Origin of the sequence: Bacillus sp. AY18-3 (genome assembly GCF_008042305.1) — a bacterium.
GTDB lineage: Bacteria > Bacillota > Bacilli > Bacillales > Bacillaceae_G > Bacillus_A > Bacillus_A wiedmannii.
In genome coordinates this window covers 21898-47800 of sequence record NZ_QKQR01000003.1, presented here as the reverse complement: position 1 = coordinate 47800, position 25903 = coordinate 21898, and the positions used below count along the sequence as shown (strand labels likewise).

18 protein-coding genes, 3 pseudogenes and 1 riboswitch are annotated in these 25903 nt (G+C 33.0%); of the genes and pseudogenes, 11 read left to right on the top strand and 10 right to left on the bottom strand.

Going from position 1 to position 25903, the window contains the following annotated elements:
* Window positions 1–373: 373 nt before the first annotated feature.
* From DM800_RS02645 to DM800_RS02630, 5 genes and pseudogenes are all read left to right on the top strand, one after another.
* Window positions 374–942, top strand: a pseudogene (locus tag DM800_RS02645) (recombinase family protein).
* A 443-nt stretch (window positions 943–1385) separates the two neighbouring features.
* A riboswitch (cyclic di-GMP riboswitch) is annotated at window positions 1386–1471 on the top strand.
* A gap of 133 nt (window positions 1472–1604) precedes the next feature.
* A complete protein-coding gene (locus DM800_RS02640) occupies window positions 1605–4001 on the top strand; it encodes a discoidin domain-containing protein (RefSeq protein WP_147786348.1) in 2397 nt (798 codons plus the stop codon).
* 493 nt (window positions 4002–4494) lie between these two features.
* On the top strand, window positions 4495–7344 hold the full coding sequence (locus DM800_RS02635; protein ID WP_147786347.1) for an immunoglobulin-like domain-containing protein: 2850 nt from the start codon (window positions 4495–4497) through the stop codon (window positions 7342–7344).
* Window positions 7345–7359: 15 nt separating this feature from the next.
* Window positions 7360–7533 carry a hypothetical protein gene (locus DM800_RS29065; protein ID WP_157858394.1) on the top strand — a complete coding sequence of 58 codons (174 nt, stop codon included), beginning with the start codon at window positions 7360–7362 and terminating at the stop codon, window positions 7531–7533.
* Window positions 7534–7816: 283 nt separating this feature from the next.
* The gene (locus DM800_RS02630) at window positions 7817–9217 is read left to right on the top strand and encodes a zinc dependent phospholipase C family protein (RefSeq protein ID WP_147786346.1); all 1401 of its coding nucleotides are present in this window, start codon (window positions 7817–7819) and stop codon (window positions 9215–9217) included.
* A 528-nt stretch (window positions 9218–9745) separates the two neighbouring features.
* Here the strand turns inward: DM800_RS02630 and DM800_RS02625 are convergent.
* The 7 genes and pseudogenes from DM800_RS02625 to DM800_RS29520 all read right to left on the bottom strand — a co-directional run.
* Window positions 9746–9886, bottom strand: coding sequence for a YrzO family protein (locus DM800_RS02625; RefSeq protein ID WP_002114966.1), 141 nt, complete (start codon window positions 9884–9886; stop codon window positions 9746–9748).
* Between the two features lie 218 nt (window positions 9887–10104).
* The gene (locus tag DM800_RS02620; protein ID WP_033668130.1) at window positions 10105–10521 is read right to left on the bottom strand and encodes a hypothetical protein; all 417 of its coding nucleotides are present in this window, start codon (window positions 10519–10521) and stop codon (window positions 10105–10107) included.
* 181 nt (window positions 10522–10702) lie between these two features.
* Window positions 10703–11368, bottom strand: a complete 666-nt coding sequence (locus tag DM800_RS02615) for a YkyA family protein (RefSeq protein WP_147786344.1) — start codon at window positions 11366–11368, stop codon at window positions 10703–10705.
* Window positions 11369–11385: 17 nt separating this feature from the next.
* Window positions 11386–12198: a peptidoglycan-N-acetylglucosamine deacetylase gene (locus DM800_RS02610; RefSeq protein ID WP_147786343.1), complete on the bottom strand. Its 813-nt coding sequence runs from the start codon at window positions 12196–12198 to the stop codon at window positions 11386–11388.
* A gap of 641 nt (window positions 12199–12839) precedes the next feature.
* Entirely contained in the window at window positions 12840–13973 is a 1134-nt protein-coding gene (ald, locus tag DM800_RS02605) for an alanine dehydrogenase (protein ID WP_147786342.1), read from the bottom strand.
* Between the two features lie 129 nt (window positions 13974–14102).
* A complete protein-coding gene (locus DM800_RS02600) occupies window positions 14103–15326 on the bottom strand; it encodes a PucR family transcriptional regulator (protein ID WP_048567353.1) in 1224 nt (407 codons plus the stop codon).
* Between the two features lie 283 nt (window positions 15327–15609).
* Window positions 15610–16160, bottom strand: a pseudogene (locus tag DM800_RS29520) (CapA family protein); the annotation flags it as partial.
* Between the two features lie 668 nt (window positions 16161–16828).
* Here DM800_RS29520 and DM800_RS02590 point away from each other — a divergent pair.
* The 3 genes from DM800_RS02590 to DM800_RS02580 all read left to right on the top strand — a co-directional run bounded on the left by DM800_RS02590 (window position 16829) and on the right by DM800_RS02580 (window position 17752).
* A complete protein-coding gene (locus tag DM800_RS02590) occupies window positions 16829–17245 on the top strand; it encodes a DUF2178 domain-containing protein (RefSeq protein WP_016106987.1) in 417 nt (138 codons plus the stop codon).
* 13 nt (window positions 17246–17258) lie between these two features.
* On the top strand, window positions 17259–17459 hold the full coding sequence (locus DM800_RS02585; protein ID WP_002192081.1) for a helix-turn-helix transcriptional regulator: 201 nt from the start codon (window positions 17259–17261) through the stop codon (window positions 17457–17459).
* A gap of 80 nt (window positions 17460–17539) precedes the next feature.
* On the top strand, window positions 17540–17752 hold the full coding sequence (locus DM800_RS02580) for a hypothetical protein (RefSeq protein ID WP_016106986.1): 213 nt from the start codon (window positions 17540–17542) through the stop codon (window positions 17750–17752).
* Window positions 17753–17960: 208 nt separating this feature from the next.
* On the opposite strand, the gene DM800_RS02575 is transcribed toward DM800_RS02580, so the two are convergent.
* Window positions 17961–18650: a response regulator transcription factor gene (locus DM800_RS02575; RefSeq protein WP_048567360.1), complete on the bottom strand. Its 690-nt coding sequence runs from the start codon at window positions 18648–18650 to the stop codon at window positions 17961–17963.
* A 765-nt stretch (window positions 18651–19415) separates the two neighbouring features.
* On the opposite strand from DM800_RS02575, the gene DM800_RS29060 reads away from it, so the two are divergent.
* Window positions 19416–19577 (top strand): hypothetical protein, encoded by a 162-nt coding sequence (locus DM800_RS29060; RefSeq protein ID WP_179955662.1) that lies wholly within the window; start codon window positions 19416–19418, stop codon window positions 19575–19577.
* A gap of 1305 nt (window positions 19578–20882) precedes the next feature.
* On the opposite strand, the gene DM800_RS02570 is transcribed toward DM800_RS29060, so the two are convergent.
* On the bottom strand, window positions 20883–22121 hold the full coding sequence (locus tag DM800_RS02570) for a cytochrome P450 family protein (protein WP_048567355.1): 1239 nt from the start codon (window positions 22119–22121) through the stop codon (window positions 20883–20885).
* Between the two features lie 430 nt (window positions 22122–22551).
* On the opposite strand from DM800_RS02570, the pseudogene DM800_RS02565 reads away from it, so the two are divergent.
* Window positions 22552–23257 (top strand): annotated as a pseudogene (locus DM800_RS02565) (IS6 family transposase).
* Between the two features lie 92 nt (window positions 23258–23349).
* On the opposite strand, the gene DM800_RS02560 reads toward DM800_RS02565, so the two are convergent.
* Window positions 23350–23964, bottom strand: a complete 615-nt coding sequence (locus DM800_RS02560; RefSeq protein ID WP_048567356.1) for a TetR/AcrR family transcriptional regulator — start codon at window positions 23962–23964, stop codon at window positions 23350–23352.
* 530 nt (window positions 23965–24494) lie between these two features.
* Between DM800_RS02560 and DM800_RS02555 the strand changes: the two genes are divergently transcribed.
* Window positions 24495–25736 carry a glycosyltransferase gene (locus tag DM800_RS02555; RefSeq protein WP_147786341.1) on the top strand — a complete coding sequence of 414 codons (1242 nt, stop codon included), beginning with the start codon at window positions 24495–24497 and terminating at the stop codon, window positions 25734–25736.
* Window positions 25737–25903 lie beyond the last annotated feature (167 nt).

The window sequence follows — 25903 nt, the reverse complement described above, 5'->3', positions numbered from 1 at the left end:
AACAATTGAACGTGCAGTTTTTTATGGCCAAATATTTTTTGAAAACGAAATGAGATGCATAGATAGCACTCGTTATTAATAATTCCCCCAATAACCATTTCGTTTTTGATAAGTTTTTTCATGAGTACGGATCATATCAGAAAGATTTCTTCCTAATAAACGGCCTAGTGAAAGGGTAACTGTTCTTATTCGCCATAAAATATCGATAAAATGGTAATTAATCATATAAATACAGCTTTGCATACAGAATTTAATAACACTTTAAAAAGAGTTATCTCAATTGGGTAAAGCCTATTGGGATGTTTAATTGAACTTGGTATAACGGTACTTCAAGGTGTCCCATATGATTTGTTTCAAAATAGGAGAGTAAAATATGAGAAAAATAGGTTATGTTCGAGTAAGTTTTGTTGATCAGAACACAAAGAGACAATTACAACAAATGAAGGAAATTGGAATGAGCATTATATATGAAGAAAAGGTATCAGGTGCTACCCAAGACAGAGCTGAACTTCAAAACATGTTAAATGATCTTAGGGAAGGCGATACGATTTATGTAACAGATTTAACTCGGATTACTCGTAGTACGAGGGATTTATTTGAATCTGTTACATAAAAAATAAAAAGGCTAACTTAAACTCATTAAAAGATAAATGGTTAGATTTATCTGAAGAAAATCCATATAGTCATTTCTTAATGACAGTAATGGGTGGAGTAAATCAATTGGAGCGTGATTTAATTCGCATGCGTCAGCGCGAAGGAATTGATCTTGCAAAAAAGAAAGGGAAGTACCAAGGACGAGTTAAAAAATATCATGAAAAGCATGCTGGAATGAATTATGCACTTAAGCTATATGAAGAAGGAAATATGACAGTGAAACAAATTTGTGAACTTACCAACGTTGCAAGATCAGCTTTATATAGGAAACTACAAGACAAAGTATAAGAAAAAACACCCGCCGAAATTGGAGGATTTTTCAGATGTAGTGGGTTATTCTTTGAATCGTTTCCGTACTCCTTTAATTCACGAAAAAATGTCGGATTTATGCGAATTTTGTTGTTTTATTTTATTTTTAGTGATAAAATCTTAATTATAGAGAGTGTGGATACAAACTCCTTCGGATTTAATTTTCTGAAAATTCAGAATCAACATATTCTTCTTGTTTGTGCACTTTCCATCTCTACTCTTTCGTTTTTTTCGTGAAAGTTTTATTTATCATTTTAGATGTAACACGATGAACCGTAACGATAATAACTAGTAGTAAAAAACTATAGAAGAATTTTTTCCTTAATTAAGGATTACCACATTATTAAATGAAATTTGATTTAATAAGTTTCAAAATATATAAATATATTTTGAATTTTGTTATGATTCCATCCGATAATGAAATTCGATAAAGGCAAAATTAGTGAAATTTAATGGCGCAAAGCTATAGGGACTAAGGTGTATTGCACTATGTCAGCCAGTTTCCGAAAGGTTAGGAAACTACCAAATTTTATTCATGTTGGCTGTTTAATTCCTCATGCCTTTAGGTGTGGGGACTTATTTTATATAAAGGAAGATAATGCAGCAGTCAAAGGTCAAAAACAAAACAAGGGGGACTTATTTTGAAAAAGATTTCATCTTTATTATTAACTATGCCAATTATTTTAGGGAGTGTTGCTACGATTCCGTATACAAAAGTTTCAGCTGCAACGGTGCCATCCAATCAAGAAACATTCAATCTAGAAACATTGAACCAAAAGACAGATCAGGCAATTGCAAATGGAAATTTTGAGGGTCATTTGAGTTATCTCACAGTGTATCTGAATGTGAAAATTGGAAATATCACTGGAGCGGGTTTACAAAATAAGCTTGCAGACCCAGGATTTGCAGTAGCTTTGGCTCAGTGGCAATTGATCTCACAAACAGGTGCTGCAGCAATGAATACGTTCGCTAAAAAAGATGCTGAGCATCAGAAATTTCTTAGCTGGACTATGAAAAATACAGATGTGATGAATACATACCTTGAAGGTGGCAGTCCCACAGGAAACAATCCTGTAAATGCACTTGAGATATGGAATACAATATGGAATGCGGATGCAGATTCTCATCAAGGATTGTATTTAAAATTAGCTATAGCTACATCGTTAGCTCATGCTGAACCTATAAAATATTGGACAAACAATAAACCTATTAATCCATTAACGAGGTATCAACATTATAAATCAGCAGATCAAAATAATGAGTTACTTCCTTGCTTTAGAACATATGATGTTTGGCATTTAAGATTAGTAGTGAATACTTGGTCACCTGAAGAAGATTTAACTTGGGCAAGAAATATGATTAATACGGAACATCCAGATCTTAAAAGCCAAGATAAGATAGGGAAAAGTGCATATTTAATTAAATATGCAGAACATAACAAAGATGGAGTTAGCATTCACGCTGGAAATGATGCATTCTACGGTTTAGGTTGGAATCTTTCTTCCATTTACAGATTTGGCGGGGTATGCGGTAATATTTCAAAGTTTGGTACGCAAGTAAGCCAAGCCTTTGGTGTGGCAGCGATGCCTGTTGGACAACCTGGACATTGCGCACTCATATGGAATGACAACCAATCTTCTTGGCATTTAGGAAATGATATATCCGGATGGGGTGAATCAAATCGTCATGATGTCACTGTTATTCCTTGGTCAGATAATAGCCTGAAAAATCAAGTACCGTACATGTTACTATTTGAAGATGCTGCACGTGATTCAGTAAAACTAAATCAATCAGAGCGATTACGCTGGTTAGCGAAAGCGCTATCTTCACCAGCTAAGAAAAGTGCAATTTATAAAACAGCTACTAAAATGCTACCAACTAATGTTTTAGTATGGAAAGATTACGTTTCTTTCACGTTGCAAAATCAAAATGTAACAGATGCTATGTGGCAAGAATTAAATAACAGTATAGTTTCTGCTTTTGCTAATGAGCCAAGACCTATGATGGATCTTCTTACTCAAATTAGAAGCCATGTTCTTAATACAGGTGATAGAGCTAAGATTCAGCAATATACTTTAAATATATTAAATGCATTCTCCACAATAACGAATGTCAATCAAAAACAAGTAGCTAATAATATAAAAGCCCAAATGCCAAGTTTAGGGTTGTGCCTTGCTACTTTTAGCTTTGATGGAGAAAATGCAGGAAAATTAATGGGAATTAAAGCTGATACGGAATACAGTATTGATGGTGGAAAAACGTATAAAGCTGCTACAAGCAATGATATGCTTCTTAGCAATGAAGAAATCTCAGCAATCAATTCAACGAATGGTATTTTAACAAGAGTGATTGGAACAGAGCAGCCTTTATTAATTCCTATTGAAAAAGCTGGTAAAGTTAAAGTTTCTTCAAATGATGATGCGAATTTAGTTTTTGGTATAGACGGTACGATGGAATTCAGCATCGATCAAGGTTCGAATTGGACAAAATATAATCCAGCTGCTCCTAATTTACCGGATTTAACTGGAAATGTTACTTTAACAGTTAGAAAGTTTGCTGTTGGTTCAAATCCAGCAAGTGATGCTGTTAACTTAAAGTTTACTGATACTGCTGTATTAGGATTGATACCGCATACAAGTTTATCGGTTTCAGGTTTCTCAAGTCAACAAAATGCAAAGGGTGATGCTGCTGCAAATGCAGTTGATGGGAACTCTACGACAATGTGGCATACGTTATGGGATGGAAGTGATAAAGCTCCATACATTACGATAAAGCTTAAGGAAATTACTAATATATCGCAATTAGCTTATGTTCCCAGACAAGATGGTGGTTATAATGGTAACATAACTAGTTATAATATATACACAAGTTTGGATGGAGTTAACTTTACAAAGGTCGCTACTGGAAATTGGGAAAATAATAAACTTACAAAGAATGCAAGTTTCAGTAAAGTAGATGCCGGGTATGTAAAGCTTGAAGTGGTATCAGGAAGCGGTGGATTTGCTTCAGCTTCAGAAATAAAATTATATAATAACTAATTGAAAGATGAATGGAGACTGTAGCAAAAGTATTTTAATGTTTGCTACAGTCTTTTTTTATGTGTTCAAAACAATGATTTATTTCTTCATCCAATCAAAAGATGTAATGAAGGGATTTTTTGTCGATATTTAACGAAAAATGTAATATTTTAATTGTCATATTATATAGTCGATGTTAAGCTCAAAGTGACAAAAAAGAATGGAAAATAGACCGTAGAAAAACTTTGTAGAAGAATATTTTTCAGAATTTTCTTTGTTATTAAGGGTAATTATTTTTTTGGCTTACAAATCCCTACCACTCAGAACAAAAGGTGACATGCACTCACCTTCTCTCTTTGTTTTCAGCTTGTACCAAACATGAAGAAGCCCTGGCCAATTCCTCAATTTATACTTATATCTTATATTTCACTAATGTGAAAATGTTTATATAAAACTTATTAATATGTATTGAACTATTAAACTTGTAAAACTACAGAAAGGACTGTGATGCAAAATGAAAAAAGATACGAAAAAAAGACAGCAAGGAATAGCCATTAAAACATTGATAGCTGTAAATGTACTTGCTTCTCCATTTATAGGAGGAATAACAGGAATCACAACAGTTGCAGCTGAGGAACAACAAGTAACGACTGAACACGTTTTTTATGTCCCAGGCAAGGGTGATGCAGAGAAAATTAGAGATATGGATCGACGATGGTTTAGATTTAGTACCTATGAACCAACTGGACTATATGCAAGTCCCAATGAAAAAATAACCATTCAAGTAGAAGGAACACAGACTATTCGAGCTTATATAGGAACATACTCATACGATGGTGCATGGAATCAAGATTCGCTCATAAAGTCGTTCAATTTAAAACCAGGAGAAAATACAATTGAATCCCCAACTGGTGGAATGATTTATTTTTATAATCCTGGGCAAAGTAGAACAGTAAAAGCGGAGATAAAAACAGGCGGAACAATTACCCCTCTGTTTGAGTTAGGAAAACATACGCAACAAGATTTAGTAGACATGCTAAATAAATATCCTGATGCCCATGCGGTAGAACTAAAAGGGGAACGTTCACTCATAACCGCAAGTCCTGCAAGAGTGAAAAAATATTTAATAGGCTCTAACACAGATCCTGTACAACTCTTACAAAAATTAGATGAAGCTATCAGAATTCAAGACCGGGTTTCTGGTTTGTCTGAAGTAGAAGCGGACAAGCATTATGTGCACTTTGTAGAAGATAATCGCTCTGATTACTATATGTATGCGTATCCTGGTAGAACAGCATATGTGGGAGATGCGATTCAACATGTACTAAACGTAAAAGACTTCACTGAAAATGGATGGGGCCCTTGGCATGAAATGGGACATCAAAGGCAACAACTTCCGTGGATGTGGGATGGATTATCAGAAGTTACTACAAATATTTATAGTCTGTCCGTACAACGGACTTTTGGAAATAAATCGAGATTAGAAGGCGGAACATATGACAAAGCGTTTACTTATTTAAATAAGCCTCAATCCGAAAAAGATTATAATAAAATTAATGATGTTTTTGTGAAAGTAGCAATGTTTTGGCAATTAGACTTAGCTTTTGGAGAAGAATTTTATCCGAAATTACATCAATTATACCGTGCAATCCCGAAAGAAGAGCTTCCTCAAACGAGTGACGAGAAAATGCAAGCATTTATTTACAATACATCCAAGGTTGCAAAACAAAATTTACTTCCGTTCTTTGATAAATGGGGGCTTATGGCATCGTCAGAAACAAGACAAAAAATAGAAGAGTTGAAGTACCCACTTTTAGCCGCTCCTATTTGGGAAGCAACTGATTCTAAACCTGTAATTGTGGAAGAAAGCGGAGAAACTCCAGATATGGAACCGAAATTAACAGTACCTGTTGGAGCAACAATGAATGTAGGTGATCAATTCGACCCAATGTCAGGAGTGTCTGCTACTGATAAAGAAGACGGAGATATTACTTCTAAAGTAACAGTTGACAGTAAAGTAGATACTACTAAACCAGGAATGTATGTTTTAACTTACACAGTTAAAGACTCTAAAGGTCATAAAGTAACTGCAAAACAAGAAATAACGGTTAAAGAGAAAGAAGAAACAAAAGATGAAGCACCGGTACTAAAAGTACCTTCAGAAACGACAATTACTGAAGGAGATAAATTCTATCCAATGAAAGATGTAAGTGCTACGGATAAAGAAGACGGTAACATTGCGTCGGAGGTAAAATATGAAGGTAATGTAGATACAAATACACCTGGCACTTACACGGTTAAATACAAAGTTAAAGATTCTGCAGGTCATTTGGCAACTCAAACACAAACTATAACAGTTAAAGAAAAATCTGCTGAAGACAAAGAGCCAGAGTTAACAGTACCGGAAGAAACAGTATCAACAGTTGGTGATCAATTCGACCCAATGAGTGGGGTTAAAGCTATCGATAAAGAAGATGGTGATATCACTTCTAAAGTAACATATAGCGGAGACCAAGGTATTGATAAAGAGGGTACTTACAAAATCAAGTATGTTGTGGAAGATTCTAAAGGTCATCGAGTAATTAAATTACGTACTGTAATTGTTAAAGCGGTAGAAAAACCTTCGGAAGACCAAGCTCCGGTGTTAAAAGTACCATTTACAACTACGTTACATGTAGGAGATACGTTTGACTCAATGTCAGGAGTGTCTGCTACTGATAAAGAAGACGGAGATATTACTTCTAAAGTAGCAGTTGACGGTAAAGTAGATACTACTAAACCAGGTACGTATGTTTTAAATTACAAAGTTAAAGATTCTGCAGGTCATTTGGCAACTCAAACACAAACTGTAACAGTTAAAGAAAAAGAAAAAGAAAAACCTGTTGAAATTCAAGGGCCTGAGTTAACTGTACCTTCAGAAACTACAGTACCAGTTGGAGTTAAATTCGATCCAATGTCTGGGGTTAAAGCCATTGATAAAGAAGATGGCGATATTACTGATAAAGTAATACAATTTGGTGAAGTAGATACATCTAAAACTGGTACTTACGAAGTAAAATTCCTTGTTCGTGACTCCGGTGGTAATGAGGTAACTACAATACAAAAAGTGGTTGTGCAAGATAAAGACAATGGTAATGGTGCTGGTGCTGATAATGGCATTACTGGTACTAACAACAGTAATGGCTCTGATACTGGCAACAGTAATATCTCAATCAATAATACTTCTGATAAAAAAGAAGATGCATATAAAGAGCTTCCAAAAACGGGTGCAAGTACAAATAACAGCACAGCATTGGGCATATTGATGGTTCTTGCAGGTATGGTAATTACTTTTGGTCGCAAATTTAAAAAGGTACTAAAATAATTGTGACTCAGTGCAGTGAATAAAAAGACATCTTCAAATAATGAAGATGTCTTTTTATCAATTTCAGGTGGGAAAGGAATCTTGGTAAGTATGAGCTATTTCATTAAAGTGGAAGAAATTTATCCAAAGTGGAAAAATAGAGAAATAGCAGGGGTACAGTCTAGAGACAACGGTCTTTCATTAATATAATAAATGGAAGGTTATTCGATTTCCTATATTTGGATATGCGAAATTGCATAAAAAAACATGTTTAAATAAGACGTACTTTTATATATAACTAGATGTAGAGAAGGAAAATTATTGTTTAGGATCAATTTAAAATTTTTAATTTAATCGATGTATGGTGGTATTCCTTTAAGAGAGAAATTAAGCAGTTAACCTTTGCTAATCGTTCTTTTATCAGAGCTATTTAACTGTCGTTAATAAGATGAATATCCGCATAAGAATCTTTATATTTAGAAAGGAATAAAAAATGAAAAAAATCGTACCAACACTATGTATAGCTGGAGTGACTTTAACTATTTTAGGAGTATGTCCTCAAAGTAGTTATGCTCATCTCGATCAAATTGATTTAAATGAGAATGATCCTATTACTGCAAGATGGTCTGCAGAAGCTCCGTATCATTCTGATAAAAGTACACATTTATGGATTGCAAAACAAGCTATTGAAATTATGAAAACAGAATCTAATATTGAAGCAAATAAGCAGGCTGTGGACTTTTTAAATTATCCACAATATAAAGATCTATTTTCTAAAGGATTATATGATGCAGATTATAATGCAGAGTTTAACGATGGTGGAACAGGAATAGGCGGCGTTTTTAAAGGCGGATGGAAATCTCATTTTTATGATCCTGATACTAAAGAAAATTATAGAGGAGAAACAAATCCAACGGCTCTTACACAAGGTAAGAAATACTTTTATGAATCTGGAGAACATTTACGAAATAAGGACTATGAAAAAGCTTTCTATTACTTAGGAGTAGCCACGCACTACTTTACAGATGCTACTCAACCTATGCATGCAGCAAATTTTACTGCAATTGATACGAGAGCTATAAAATATCATAGCTACTTTGAAAATTATGTTACAACCATTCAAAATCAATTTGCAGTCAATACTGGAGGGAACTATAACAATTCTCTATCCACACCTGAAGAATGGATTGATTATGCAGCTCGAGTAGCTAAACCTGAAATCCAAAATATTACTAATGATAAAACATTTAAGTATTATAATAGTGGTAAGGCACAATTGTGGCAAGAAATGGTTACCCCAGCTGTGCAGCGAAGCTTAGGAGAAGCTCAGCGTAATACAGCAGGTTTTTTAAATCTTTGGTTTAAAACTTTTACTGAAAATGTGAAAGCTCCAAGTATAGAGACTGCATTAATCTATGATATAGAAGGAAACGTCATAGAAGCAGGGAAAAACTATTATATCGTACCAAGTGAATCTCCTTATCAAAGTTTAACATTTGAATGGTATGTAGCAAATCGTTACGATTATGTCACACTTGCAAATAAAGAAAACAATGGTTTATCTGGTACACCTATGGAATTTGAATTCTACAAAGAAAATGATGCAAAGCTACACCACGGGGAGAGCATATATCTTCGCATGAAGCACTCAAATTACGACCAATTTCAATATTTAAATTGGTCTAATTATTCTAGTTGGATTCACCTTGCTCAAAAATCTGATAGTTTAGCTGATTTTAAAATTAAAATTAACCTGGATAATCCTACAGAATATAATATTTTTACAGATGACTATCCATTAAATTATGAAAATATAAATGCAAAGAAAAATTGGATTGTACTAGGTGAAAAAAAACAAAAACCTAGCTCATGGAAGTTTATACCTGTTAGATAACCTAATAAAAAAACACTCGTCCTTAATCAGAACGAGTGTTTTTTTATCATTTTAACCAAGAAGACTCCTTCCTCAAGGAACGCGAATAGAGTAGGCGGGAGCTGTATTGACTTCGGACAAGGGATGGCAGGAAACCATCTTAATTAATTGAAAGATAGATATCAATATATAACCAAACATATGCAATATCTTCTAAAAAGGTATCCATAATGCCCTTATTTCATCAAAAATCCATATGAATCCCCTAACATATAGAATAAGGAAAAATCTTTGGGATTAGACGTTCATTAGCAGTTGATACGTCTATTTTTTATGTGATTTTACATATCCAAATACAGGGAAACGATGCACAAAAGTTATTATGTTACATTACAAATGTTTTATATTTAGATAATCCCACTTTAACTATGATTATTATGTGTAACTAATCAATATGAAGTTAGATATTATGTTCGATTAATTTCCATTTATGAATGAAATAACGTGTCTAACTTTTTGGGATCACTTCAATGCCCGGTCGTCTTTTCATTATATTTTTCTTTCATGTAATTCTTTTAAAAGCTGTATCATTTCAGCTTGTTGTTTTATCTTCTTACGACCATTTCGATTAATTGCTGCAAGCTCACATGCAATTCCAATGGCAAAGAAAAACAATAAACTTTCTAACATATAAAATCCTCCAAATGTATTGTCTACTAGACAGCTTGACGTAACTGTTCCTCTTGTAAAACTTGTATATTCTTATTTTTTCTCTACGCTGACAATATAATAAACACATACAGTTGTATCACTTACAGTAACCATTAATATTCCGTTACAATCGAAAATTCCTAGTTAATTGAATTTACATTATAACCAAATTTGAATTATTCGATCTTATCATGTATTTATCTTCTAATCCGTATTTTTTTGATCCTATATTTTATCTTCTTATTAAGTTGGGAAATATCTTTTAATAAAAATACAATCGTAATGACAACCATTCCAAAATTAAATATAAGAGATGTTATAACAATTTCGTCAGTGGAAGGTAATAAGAAAGTGGATACAAGAAAAATAATCGTAATAAAAGAAATGCTTTGTCTCATTGGTAAGATAGAATGCCTTTTTCTTGTATTATGGTATGTCATAACGGTGCCAATAATTAATAATAAAGGAGCAGTGAAAAAGATTTCATAACATCTAACAGCACCTTTAACAACCCAAGGTAAAAATCTCATGGTTGAGGAACACATACATAGGTTGATTACTAAAGTAAATAATTGTATGAGGGATAACGTTATATTTAATTTTGCTTGTTTCACTTTATTCACCCCATCATCATTGTTATATACGAGTGTGTGTATGTTGCTACAATGGAAATTTTATCAAAATCACTGTTCCCATCTCTTCTTTATTTACAACACTTACCGTGCTGTCATGTAGTTTAACAAATTCCTAATTATATTTTTGCACCAGAACCTTTTAAGATACTAAAACTGATAATTAATTTTCTTGCTTTTGCTCTTTTATTTTAATATTCGCGTCTTTATAGAATCTTAGTTTTCCTTCATTATAATCTTTAGTATATTGATTGAATTTTTCTTTTTCTTTTAGTGTTTCTTTATTCAATGCATTGACAGCTTTAACTTTCTCACTAATCTCTTTTAGATTTGTTTCTTTTTCTTTTAACTTTTCATAAAGTTCTTTTTCAGTTATTAATGTTTCTTTGTAGATTTTATCCATTTTTTGAAAAACTTCATAACGATTTTTGTAAACTTCTTCTACTTTTTTCGCTTGCTTTTGTAATTTTTTGTCCTCGATTTTATCTATATAATTATGAACCGATGTCGTTTCTTTTTGGGCTTTTTCTATTACATCTTTTTCACTTTTCAACACTTTTTCACGTTCATCTACATTTGTAACAGCCTGTTCTATTTTTGGTATTACTGCCTCGTTATGCTCTTTCCCTTCCTGTACAATTTGATCGTACAATTCCTGTCCTTTTGTTTCTAACTGCTCTAATTTTTTTGCATTATCAAATAAAGTTTTTTCTTGGTTTGCTGCGTTTTCAAAAGCAACATATAACTCTTCCTCAGGTTGTGCTCCCAAACATCCTCCAAGAAATCCAATTGATATAATTCCAATTAACGCCACTTTCCTGTAAGTCAATGTCAATTCCTCCTATGTTACATACGTTTATCATGCATAAAGTTCAATGGGAAATGATCATCTTCATGATATGCTTCAAATTCATACCCTTTTTCTTTTAAACCTTTAATAATAGCAGGTACTGCAGCAACGGACTGTGGATGAATGTCATGCATCAAAATAACTTCTTTTGGATCTGTCGCACCAGCCAGCACATTTTGAACAATTTTCGCTTTCGCAGTATCAATTGCTATACTATTATATTCCCAATCTAATGAATCAATTGTCCAATCCCATACTCTAAGACCGTCTTCTACAACTTTATTACGAAGTTCTTCATGTAATCCTGGCATGGAACCATATGGTGGACGTGTTAGTTTTGGAGCATGTCCAAGAATACTAGCAATTATACTTTGATCCTCTTTCATTTCATCTACATAGCCACCTTGAGTATACAGTTTCTTATAATCGTGCGTCATACTATGCATTCCAACATAATGACCTTCCGCTTCTTCTCGTTTTACTAAATTAGGATAAGATTTTACATTTTCACCAATTAGAAAAAATGTTGCTTTTGCATCATTTTCCTTTAATATGTCTAGTAACTGTGCCGTATACTTTCCTGGACCGTCATCAAAAGTAAGATAAGCCACTTTTCTCTCTTGACCATTAAGTCGAACTGGTACTGCTTTCTTTATTTCAGTTTCGAGTTGAGTGCTTACTAGCTGCACTGGGTTTTCTTGCTTAGCTACAGCTGTAGCTGATGAAGTAATAGATTGAAACACAAAGTAGCCAATTGCAATTGCAACAATTGTAATTACTATGCGCTTTATATTGGTGATATTTCTCATGATAGAAGTCCTTACCTCTCAAATCTTTATATATTAATATTTTTATAATTTTTTCGTTTGTTTTATTACAATCCCCAACAACAAATATTGGGAAAATTACAATGTACCCATTCTTAACAATAGCCCATTTAACTTCTGTTCTTGGCGAGTAACTATTAATTTGATAAATAAGCTGGTTCACAAATGTCAACTGCTCTTTTTTAATTTCTGGATCGCTTATAATGATTGCTGTTTGTCACATCTTTTGTATTACAACTAATAATATGTTTCTTTTAACAGGTGTGATATCGATTCCAGTTATGTTTTAAATTGAAGTTTTTTGGTAATTCAAGAAGACTGGATAAACAGTTCATCCAATCTTCTTGAAAGAATAGGGTAGTGCAATTTCTTCATCCATAGCTTCTTAAAATATGCAGCTATAGGTCTAATTGCTTTGAACGAGTAATGCCTGCATTTCATAGTTTCATCGCTTTACCCAAAACGAGTCACAATCCTATTGTCTGTCTCTATTTATATGAAACTCTTTATAAATTCAACCGTACTATGTTAACAACTGTCATAACGTCTGTTTATTCCTTTATATGTTTCCCGAGTTATAAATAATTAAAATAGATGTTATCTAATAATTTGTACCCAAAACTTTAATTACTTACAATTTTTTTTGCAAAAGCTTCTTCTATGGAAACATGCTTGTAGCCAAGTTCCTTTGCAACCACTTCACATGTAATTTCACCGTTCAACGTGTTTACTCCAAGTTTTAAAGCATCGTTTTCAAATATTGCTGTTTGTACACCCTTGTTAGCAATTTGTAGTGCGTAAGGAATTGTTACATTTGTTAAAGCGATAGTGGATGTTCTAGGAACTGCTCCTGGCATGTTCGCAACGGAATAATGAAGCACTTCATATTTTTCAAATGTCGGATTATCATGTGTTGTTACATGGTCACATGTTTCCACAGCTCCACCTTGGTCGATCGCTACATCCACGATTACGGATCCAGCCTTCATTCTTTGTACCATTTCTTCGGTGACAAGCTTAGGAGCTTTAGCACCAGGGATCAATACGGCACTAATTAAAAGATCTGCTTGTTTTACTGCCTCCGCGATGTTGAACGGATTAGACATCAATGTCTTGATTTGAGTACCGAAAATGTCATCTAGTTGTCGTAGACGGTCTGCATTTAAATCAATGATTGTTACGTCGGCGCCAAGACCAATGGCCATTTTCGCAGCGTTTGTACCGACGATACCTCCACCGATGATAGTAATTTTACCACGATTTACACCAGGTACTCCTGCAAGAAGAATGCCTTGACCACCGTTCGACTTTTGTAGAAATTGTGCTCCTATTTGTACAGACATGCGTCCAGCTACCTCACTCATTGGTGTAAGAAGAGGGCGGGTATGGTTTACTTCCACTGTTTCATATGCGATGGCGGTAACTCTTTTATCTTTAAGGGCCTGAGCTAAATTCGATTCAGCAGCCAAATGTAAGTATGTGAATAAAATTAAGTTTGGACGAAAGTGAATATATTCACTTTCGAGAGGTTCTTTTACTTTCATAATCATTTCTGATTGATTCCATACTTCAGCAGCACTTTCAACAATTTCAGCACCAGCATGTACATAGTCTATATTTCTAAAGCCACTACCAGCACCTGCATTTATTTCAACTAATACCTTATGGCCAGCTTTCACAAATGGAATAACTCCTGCAGGCGTAAGTGCGACACGACTTTCATTATTTTTTATTTCCTTTGGTACACCAATAATCATAAAATTTCCTCCCGTTACGTAATCTTTAAGTTACCATATTTAAAGTATAGAGTATTGAAAATGTCTTTTCATTGTTGAGAAAAAAGAAAAAAACAGCATCCTTTTGTGGAAATCCACAAAAGGATGCTGTTACATAAATTTTGTTAACTTGAGATCCAAGTACAGAATCATTTTTTGATTTGGATCTTTTAAATCAATCTCACTAATTTCATAAATACGCTTAAGTCTATAGCTAAGTGTATTAGCATGAATATTCAATGCCTTGGCTACCTCGCCAACATTGCTATCTTTATTTAAGTAGGTTTCCAACGTTTCAATAAGATTGCTATTATACTTTTGGTCATATTCATCTAGCTTTTGCAACGCCTGATTTTCATACTCTGCATCTTTTCTTTGCTCAAGTAGAAGATCGATCAATTGATAAATCCCTAAGTTTTGGTAGCTATGAATATTGGTGGTGTCAGAAGGGAATTTTTCTTTTATGGATAAAACCGTTAGCGTTTCTTTGTAAGCTTTACTGATTTTTTGGTAATCACTATATACGCTGCTAAATGCAGGCTTGATAGATTTGATGCCATATCGCTTTTCCATATTGTATACAAACGTTCCGATGAAATTGTTGATTTCATGAAAAGGACGCTTCACATTATCCAATGAAGTAAGAAGAATCAATTGATTACGATCAATTGTATAAAGTAAAACTTTTAAGTGTTGACTTGTTTTTAACAAATAAGAAATTTGTTTTTCTTTTTCATTCGTAATTTCTTGTTCAAAACGGAATACAGAGACAGTAAATAAGGATGCTGGAGTTATTTGGAGCAGGTAGAAATTTTCTATAATTTCTGTGTTTACCTGCATATGATTAGTTAGCAGTTTCCAAAAAAACTCTTGTGATCGTTCTTCTTTTTGGTTTTTTCGGGCTTGAAGTTGCAACAGCTTACTTTTTACGACCTCCGCGTATTTTTTTAGCAGGAGACAATCTTGTTCGGTTAAAGATTTTTCAATTTCTAAAGCCCAAATGAATCCTAAAACGTCTTCTTTGTTCCAAATAGATATCGCGACTCTATCGCCGAGACCAATATCATCTCTTTTTTTTACACGAATTGGCTCCCGATTTTTTAATAAATCGGGAATAATTCCCTCTTTCCACAGGTTATTGATTACTTTTTCAGGTACGCGACGCCCCATAATAGTACCGATTCTTGCTGGGTCTGTCCTTTCATCATGGGTACTATATGCGAGAAGGCGATGATTTACATCCTCAATAGTAATCGGACATTGCAAAATCTCACTGACTATATCAGCAAATTCATCCAAACTATCAAAGGTAACTCTAAAAGAATCATTTTTCATATATGTCAAGGTTCCTCCATCCTAAGTTAATATAAATTTTCGTATTCACTGTAAGAAAAATATCCTTTGTATAAATTAACAAAATGATAAAATAAATAACCGGCTCCTTAACGCAACGGAAACTGGTTACAGTAACGCTGGTACTGGTCCCTACAGTGAAGTATCTTACATCAAAAATTAACAACTATACTTAACCCCGTTCTAAATTTAAAACGGGGTTAAAGTATTTGAAGTTTTAAAATCAAATAACTTTATTGTCACTTTACAGCTGGATATTAGCTACTTACCTCATGTATATAATCTTCCCATCCTGCTCAATTTGGAGATCATTAGAAATAGATTGTAAATACTGTAGCATATTTTATTTCTCCTGTCCTTGGGTAGGAGTGATTTTATTAATACGAATGATGTACAGGTTATATGACATTTGTACATTTTCCCCTTTAAATTTCATTATTAACACGCCTGTTTCTGTACTGTGATTTTTCATATAATCAGGAAACAAGAAATTCCCTAGAGACTATGCAACAGGAACCTTATTATAATATTCGAATCCCCGCAACCAATGTTGAGGACTTCAAACTATTGCATCAGCACCTGCCTCAAATATCTTTTGTACATATTGTTTTTGATAATCTGCTAGTCAATTTGTTTTCTCTACTCCCCAGTGCATGTATGCAATGATATAGTCTGCGTCTTTTTTTGTTCTTTAATCGTTTTGGCAACGAGCTTTAAATCATATCCATTTGCGACACCCGGTTTTTCTTTTCCAGCCGTCCAAGTTAAATCTGGCATAAATCGAACAAAAGAGAGAAATTTAGATTTCTTTCCTTCGCTAGCTATAATCATGCTCATACAGCGGGTAAATAATTCAATGTTCAGTTGATCAGCTGTTTTTATCTTTCTGGACATATAATCCTTCTCTAAGAACGCTGTTATAGTAAGAAATTATAGTCCTTAGTGTAAAATTTCCCCAGAACGATATAGTGACCCCTATTAATCAAACTGAAAAATGACGCAGAATATATATTCTACGTCATTTCATGTAAGAACTTCAAAGGATAAGGGGACCTTTCATCCACATTAAAACACCAAGCTTTTGAAAAGTAAATCACTGGGTTTCATCTGTAACCTTTTGTAATCTTAATATAGGGGGAGCACCCATGCTCATCAAGTTAAGATTTTGAAGTACCTTTAAACTAAAAATTAAGTTGATGCCAATGGGGTTTGGCCCACATCCATCAACTTAAGAATTGTATAACGCTCCCAAAACGTGAAAAATATGATCGTACATTCACTGTTAAGCGCAACTTCTAGAGCAATGTATACGGATATGGTAAATAAATGGAATTGAAAACACGATTATTATTATTGAAACTAAATTTGATATTAACGAGATTCTAAAACAAATTAATACTAGACATTCTCTTCAAGGCAGTGTAACATGAAGTTTACTTCACGTGAAGTAAACTTCATGTAGAGCTGTGTTAGGAGTGGGTTATTTGAAAAATAGATTTAAAGAGCTTTATTTATGTTCGTTTGCAATAATTGCAATGGGTTTTTTTGAAATGTTTTTTGATTACACTGCAGCTAATTTTAGTGAAGGTTTTTATTGGGGGAATTTAAAGATATTTACAGGAGTAATACTTTTAATTTTCGCGTTAGTTTCTCAAACTAAATACAAATCTAATCACAAACAGTTAGAAAAAGAGCTATCAAAGGAATATGATGAAAGGGATGATTTAATAGAAGGGAAAGTTGCACAATTCACCATAAGAATTCTAATGATTATAATTATTCTTATGATGTTCATTTCAAAATGGGTTATAATCCCAACAAATACTGGACTATTTCTTATAATAATATGTTGTCTAATTACTAACATATTAGCTAAAAAATATTATAATTATTTTCTTTAAATAGGTGATTTCTATGAAAAATAGGATAAAAGAGTTGCGTTTAAAACATGGAATAACCCAACAAGAGTTAGCTGATAAAGTATTTGTATCCTCAAGAACGATTATTTCGTTAGAAAAACAACAATATAATCCATCTGTTTTACTAGCATATAGAATATCTGTGGTTTTTAACCTATCAATTGAAGAAGTTTTTATATTCGAAGAATATGACTAATAGTAGTATACAAATATAATTGACCAGAAAGATGTAAACAGTATAGAAAAATACAAACAATGAATTGAGGTAAATATATTATGATTTTAAAACTATTATTTATACTTTTAGGAGTAGTCTTAGTAGCATGGGGTATATATAGAGTGAAAACGGATGATGCTTTTGTGGGGAAAACCCAAAAAAGAAAAAATCTTTTTAATTTATTGATTCTTGGACAAGCTTCTGGAATCGGACAATTATTGAGTGGAATTCTGTGTATCATTTTAGGAATTGTATCCTTTATAATTAAATAGTTTGAAAATAAGAGGAGCTAAGATATAAAGTTTAGCTCCTTTTGTTGTGATGGTTATGGTGCAAGAAATCTATAAAACTTGGATATACTGATGCTAGTACTCTAAAAAGGACGTGATCATTGTGGGAAAAAATCTAATTAAGTGGAAACATTATCAACCGGGTATTATTTTATCACTTGTAGTAGTAACCAGGTGATACATTTTCCCCTCATTGTTTTCTTCCATTCCACCTATATCCTTTTCCCCATACAGTAAGGAGAAATTGAGGATTAGAAGGACTAGGTTCGATCTTCTGACGAAGACGACTGATATTCACATCTATGACTTTTGTGTCACTTAAACAATTTATACCCCATATTTTATTTAAGAGTTCATCACGTGGAATTGGTTTTATGGAATTTTCCATTAAATATCGTAAAATAATATGCTCTGTTGGAGTTAAATCAATTACTATCTCATCCCTATATAATTTTTCTTGCAGAATATTTAATTTAAATGGTTCTGAGTGAATCGATTCCTTGTCCTTTTTAGTTTCTTTTACTCTTCTTAGCAATGATTGTACACGTGCTACTAATTCAATTATATTAAATGGTTTTTTTATATAATCATCTGCCCCAATTGTCAAACCGTGTACCTGATCTTTACCTTGCACACGTGACGTTAACATAATAATACCAATCTTTTCGTTGTTTTTTCGTATTTGTTTGCATACCTGAAAACCATCTATTCCTGGTAACATAACATCAAGTATTATAATATCAACATTATGATTTTCTAGAAGATCAAGAGCTTTTTCACCTGTATCGGTTTCTAGAACATTGAAACCAGCATGCTTCATCTTTAAAGTAATAAAACTACGAATTGTTATCTCATTATCTAATACTAAAATTGTTGTCATACTCTCTGCTCCTTTACTTTCCTTGATAATTAGCCATGAATTTGATAAAAGATTTAAGATTCTGGTAGTTAAAGTTTTTTGAAATTGCATATACATGCTCTCTTGTTTTAACTGCCGCTTCATAATTTTTGATCTTTGGCCATTCCTTATGATCAAAGGTATAAACTTCAAGCCACGTTTTATCTGTATCAGCATAAAGAAAACGTTGAGTAGTTCAATGTAATTAGAGTATAGAGTGTTCAAAACGTTTTTTCATTGTTAAGAAGGGAGAAAAATACATCTCACTTTTGTGGAATTACACAAAAACTTTATTTAATCAATTGCATCCTTAACACCCTGAACCAATACTCTATTATTATTTTTGCTACTGTTGTTTTCTATATGTATTACCTCCTAGCGGGCACCATACATGTCCATCAACCTAAGAATCTAATAAAAAAACGTTATTCTTTCTAAACAAGATTATTAGAAAGAATAACGTTTTTATGAATCTTTTGACTTAAGAGGGATTACAAGTATTTGCTGAAGATCTGCGAAGTCATTTAACTCATTCTCTTTTGGAAGAACTCACAAAAGACTTAGGTTTTATAATCTGAAAGGAGCATGTTTTACAACTCATAAGACATGTCCTCAAACCCTAATACAAACATAAAATAAACCAGACTATAAGAGGAGATTATGTTCAATATATGAATTAGGGCTGTTACCTTTTGTTACAAAGGTAACAGTTTACAGAATCTACCCGTCTCATACGTTATAATAGCAATGACTTCTTATCGCGACAATCCTTCCATACAGTTAATCGGTTATGTAATAAGTGTTTTACAGAATACAATTGTCGTAGATATCTCCGAGACGATGAAACTTCATAATATAGAGTATGCTAGGTTTTTATCGACTGCTATAACACGAGGATTTGAAACGTAAAAAGACCGCAAAGCTTTTTAATCTTTTATCGCAACGTTCTTCAAACCTCCGTGACCTTATTATAAACATCGTATCTTTTTTCAAAGCATCGTGACTTTATTTAAAAGCGACACCATTATTCTGAAGAGGTGGATACCTCTCATATATATAAAAATGACGTAGAACATACTCTACGTCATTTTTATATAAACACTTTAAAGGATTAGGGGCCTTACATTTTGTATTTTTTTACATATCTGAATGAATTAAATTTATATTACCTGTTTAAGTGAGCCTGTAAAAGCAAAGGATATTGTAGTAGCTGTATCCTTTGTTTCAGCTTTTCTGAATTATATAAATTTAAATTCGCTGTTTGTTTACAGATTTTGTGGCCATCAGAGTAGGTTCTAGGGTATATTTACTTGATATAACACTGCTACGAATATTTGGGATCAGAGTCATTAGCGAGATTACATTTTTGAGATACTTTTTATACTTCGCTTCAAGAGATATTTGTCCCAAATTTATTTTAAAATTCCTAACTTACTTCAATTTTCAATACACCTTTAACACTAAAACCAACCAATTTATACCCACTATATGAGCCAAAGATAGCGAGTATAAATTGTCATATCTGTTTTAACTTTAAATTGCATCTCATACCTTAGACTTTTGCAGAAATTCATGATAATTCACAAGGTGTCACTCTTTTTATTACCTGTTTTTGGTAATGTTTTTGCGCTTCAGGATTATTTAAACGTTAAGCATGACAAGTTTTAAGAAAGAACTCCAATATTTCCATAACAGGAACTTAAATAAAGGTTCTTCCATAGTGTTTCCAAATGTTTTTTTGCTTCACTGTAACTCATAAATTTCAAATCACAATAAAATCTAGGTTGGTGAACAATTCATTTTAGCTTTTTATTTCCCCAATCAACAATTATTATAATTTATAAAATCTAATTGTATATTGAAGAGATGTTACTTGTTTGGTTTGAGGTAATACCACAGATGATACTTTTTGCTTTTTCACTTATCGAAAAATCTACAACACATACATACTTATTAAATATTTACTATGCTTAAATTATAGATACAAAAAAACTGAAATTTACTTTTTTTGTATCTTATAGAATGTAAGGACCTTACATCTAAAATTAAAACATCTAATTTTCGATAAGTAAATGATGAAACCTTATTTGTAATCATTTGTTACCTTTAAATAAAACAGTAGTGCTGAATTCATCATACGAGAGAACTCTTTGTTACTGTCTGCCTAAAGGACAGGATACTATTCTCTAAAATCTTTATTAATAACTAAAGGATTTAAAACTTTAGAGGCAAGTCTTCTAATGATCTCATTAGGTAGTTTTCTTTCCATTTTATTTGCTCTCTTTCACCTTGTATCTGTATATTTGGCAAACGGTGTAACAGTGTAGAAATTGCAATTTTTGCTTCTAAACGAGCGAGTGGTGCACCAAGACAAAAATGACTCCCATGACCAAATGCAATATGACGATTGTTTTTTCTTGTAATATTAAATACATCAGCGTCTGGAAAGATCTTTTCATCACGATTAGAAGATGCTACGGATATAATAATTCTATCTTTTGATTGAATATCTTGTCCATGCATTGTAAATGGTTCTGCTGTCCAACGTAAAGTCGTTAGTTCAACAGGGCTATAAAACCGTAATGCCTCTTCAATTGCTGAATCAATTAAATCGGGATTTTGACGAAGTTTTTGTAACTGAACTGGGTGCTCCAGCAAGGCCAAGGTCATATTTGTAATTAAATTTACTGTTGTTTCATGTCCAGCAACAATAAGTAACGTAATTGTCGAATATAATTCAGATGCATTTAATTTCGTTCCTTCACTTTCAGCCTTTATTAGTGCACTAATTAAATCGTCAGCAGGTTGTTCTCTCTTTTTACTAACTAAATGCTGTATATATTCAGCAAATTCTCCTAATTTTTGATTGTTTTTCTGCATGTCTTCTAACGTATGTGGGGTACTAATAATTGCCTGTGACCAAACTCTAAATTTGTGCTGATCTTCAAGCGGAACACCCAACATTTCACTAATTACCATAATAGGTAAAGGGAAAGCATAATCACTTACAAGGTTTATAGAATTATTATGTTCTATTTTATTTAATAAAGCATCAGCAATATATTGAATTTGGCCTTCAAGTCGTATGATCATCTTAGGGGTAAATGCCTTTTGAGCAAGTGATCGTAGACGATTGTGATCAGGGGGATCTGAGTTGAGCATATGATTTCTTAAAAGGTCCCTATTCTCTAAGGAAATAGGGACGTCCACGTCTTCTTCGTTATTGAATACGTTTTCAATATTTTTCATTAGTTTAGCATCTTTCAATAAAGAAATTGCGTCCTCATATCTTGTAATCAACCAACTTTGACTATTTTCTCCTGAAGATAAAGGATAAACAGGGTGACATTCGCGCAATTCTTTATAGATATCATATGCTTCCTGTTTAAATACAGGAGAAGATAACTGTGATTCGAATAATAGCTTAAAATTCAGTTCATTTTTTGAAGACATTTATATAACCTCCATCTTTATAAATATCTAGGTAGCTGCAGCACCTAATTTGCATTATAAACCATCCAACTTAGATAAAGGTAAGAATATTCCGATAAAATATTACTTTACTTGGTGAAATAAATAATTTAATCCTTTGATATATACCTACTTTAATATAATTTATATGTACCAAAGTTTTAAGCTTACAATTATTTATAATTAGCATAAAATATTCTTTAATGCAAATCCCTCTCTTATTATCATAAAAGTATCGAGAAGAATATTGGATCTAGTTGGTTTGACTTGCGACATGTCAAAAAACTATGAATTCTTTCCTTACTTGTATGGAGAAAAAGGGCACTGGTGCAAAAGCTTTAGGACAATTACAATAAATCTACAAACCTTGGACATACTGATACTACTAATCTAAAGAGGGTGCGTGACTGGTATGGAAAAGGAAAATGTATTCAACTGGAAGCATTATCAGCCTAATTATTTTGTTAACAGTAAGATGGTACCTACGGTACAACCTCATTTTTCGTGATGTAGTGGAAATGATGGAGGAACGGAGCTTATCCATTTCTCATACAACGATTATGCGTTGGATTCATCAGTACGGTCCTGAATTTGACAAACGAATCTGACGTCACCTTAAACAAACAAGTGACTCCTGAAGGGAAGATGAAACATATATGAAAGTAAAAGGTCAATGGATGTACCTGTATCGTGCTGTTGATTCGAAAGGAAATACAATCGATTTTTACCTGAGCAAAACACGAGACCTGAAGGTTGCAAAACGCTTTTTCAAGAAGGTCTTGCAGTCTTTTCATGTTTCAAAACCTCGTGTTATAACAGTCGATAAAAATCCAGCTTATCTTATAGCAATTGAACAATTGAAAAAAGAAAAAAGCATACCTGGTGGTATGCGACTTAGACAACAAAAGTACCTGAATAACATAGTAGAACAAGATCATTGCTTTATAAAGAAGCGAATTCGATCTATGCTAGGATTCCAATGTTTTGACACAGTTACATCTATTCTTTTTGGAGTAGAAGCCATGCATATGATTAAAAAAGAACAGATCGATTTACGGGACCAGTCTGTCCAAAACGAGAAAGAATTCATCCATCAATTGTTTGGACTTACAGCATAAGATACGATTCCGTTAGAAATCTATGCGCTTTATTATCTTTTATTCTATCTTTACACCAGAACCCTTTGCAATGCCCGGTACAGTTGCTCTTTCTAGTGCTCATTAAAAAAAGTAAAACCTACCGCACCAAAGGGTCCTTTAGTCATAAGCTTCACTAATTGTTGTGCAGTATATTTCGGTGAATATTTCATGTCATTTTGAAGCCACCAAATTGCCATCCCAACAACACAGGAAGTGAAGAAACGTAATACGATATCCTTTGGAATATCTGATTCATGTTCCCCAATTTTAAGCTCAATGTAATTTCGTTCAAGGTTATCCATAATAGTTTGCTGCATTTGTAGATTAAAATCATGAATGCCATGAGGCCCAAACATGGTTTTATAAAAGTCTGCATGTTTTACCATACACTCAAATATCGATTGCAAAACTTCCTCGAGTTTCGAAAAATCTATTTGATGTCCCTGCACATGGGAATATAGGACCATCTTACTTGTCAACTCTTCTAGTACACCCTCGCTAAGCTTTGTTAACAAATCTTGTTTATCCCTGTAATGCGAGTAAAATGTTGCCCGATTGATGAGTGCCTCATCTGCGATGTCTTGTATGGTAATAGCATCGTATCCCTTTTCCGCTATCAGTTTGATAAAAGCATCATATATAAATTTTTTGGTTCGTATAATCCGCAAATCCGCTTTTTTCAACATTTTATACCTCCCCGTTCGTTATTGTCATTATAGACAACAGATTTCATCATTTTGTTTTTTATCTTACATTTATGCCTTAAATGTAAATTGAATTTTATGGAAAAAGCGATATAATTTCATTATAAACAACATGAGTTTATTATCAATTACACATTGTTTGTTATCTATCTGTTTGTTAAACAAATGCTAGGATCAATAATTTAAAAGATATATAGTAAAGCAATTTTTAAACAAAAGATGGTTCTAGGTATCCTTTTAGGCATTGTGGCTGCTGTTATCATCGCTAATTTAGCTTTTATGAAATATTAGATAATCCGCTAATTTAGCTTGTAGAAGTGTAGTAAATACAGTTCGAAAGAAAGATACAAACAAATAAAACCCAAAATAAGAGTTAAGGCTATGGTACCTATATGCCTGAAAAAAACATACTAACGATTATCTAGATGAAAATAGAATAAAAGTAAAAACTTTCATATCGACTGTATTTTTTATACATTTATAAAAATATATTGTTAATGTGATTAAGGGGGATGAGAATAATTAAAAAAAATATTATTTTTGCACCAGAAACTTTTAACTTGGCCGAAACTACCAGATCAATAGAAGTAGCAAAGAAATGTTCCGAATACTTCCATTGCATATTTATAGGATACTCTAGAAAATACGCTTATCTGATTGAAAAAGCTAACTTTGAATTTATCCACCTTGAACCAGTTTTAAGTGAAGATGATATCACTCAACTCATGAAAGTCGATCAGATGAAGGGCATAAAACATCCCTTTACATACGAACATCTCAAAAAACGAATTGAGAATGAGAAAAAAATTATAAATACTTACTGTCCGGCGGTTGTCGTTATCGGAACCACATTAAGTATGTTTATTTCGGCGAGAGCTTGTCAAACACCACTTGTATATATTAAACCACTAGCATATACAAGAACTTTTTTATTAAAAGGACACCTAGAATTACCTTCTATAATTAATAAGCTTTTCTTACCTAAAAAATTTACTATGAATCTTTATAAAAAGGTTGCTTTAGGTATTACTTATAAACCAAAATCTTTCTCTAAATTGGCAAAAGAAGAAGGAGTAGAACTTCCAAAATACACCATAGATGCACTGGATGCCGATTATAATTTAATTACAACCATTCCTGAAATTAGTGGTGTGGACGATCTTCCTGCAAACTATAAATATATTGGCCCGGTTTATGCAAAACTGGATACGCCCATACCTTCATTTTTAGATAGTCTTCCCTCTAATCAACCAGTTATTTACTTTGCAATGGGAAGCTCTGGAAGTAAAGGAATTGTCATGAAAATCTTACATGTTTTAAAGAAGCTACCCGTAATAGTTATATGCCCTATGAAGAAAATACTTGCGTCAAGTTGTAATGTTTTTTCTAGTAATAAGAATATAATCCTTTGTGATTTGCTTCCTACTCATAAATTGGGAAACATAATAGATCTATCTATTATTCATGGCGGGGAAGGGACAGTTCAAACAGCTTGTTTGTCTGGAAAACCATTCCTTGGGCTTGGACTGCAAGCAGAACAAAAGATCAATATAAATGAATGCATTCTATTTGGTAATGCATTAGCTCTAAAAAGAAAAGATATAACAACTAAAAAGCTTGGTGGACTAATACAATTTTCTTTAACAAATAAAGAGATGCATGATAGAGCAGAAAAAATGCAGGAGCTTTTAGAAGATATTGATGGTCCAGTAAATGCTGCTAACTTCTTAATAAATCATTTCGCTATAAATTGAACCACTCACCACTTAACGTCCTTACGGACGGTTTGAAGTAGGAGATTCTTGAGAACACCGATGTATCTACGGTTTATCTTAGCAGGCTCTACCTGTAGTCCCTACGGTGAGAACATAAGTATCTTGCACACTACTTACTTTGGCTTGGTTTTCGCAACTTCGGCAAG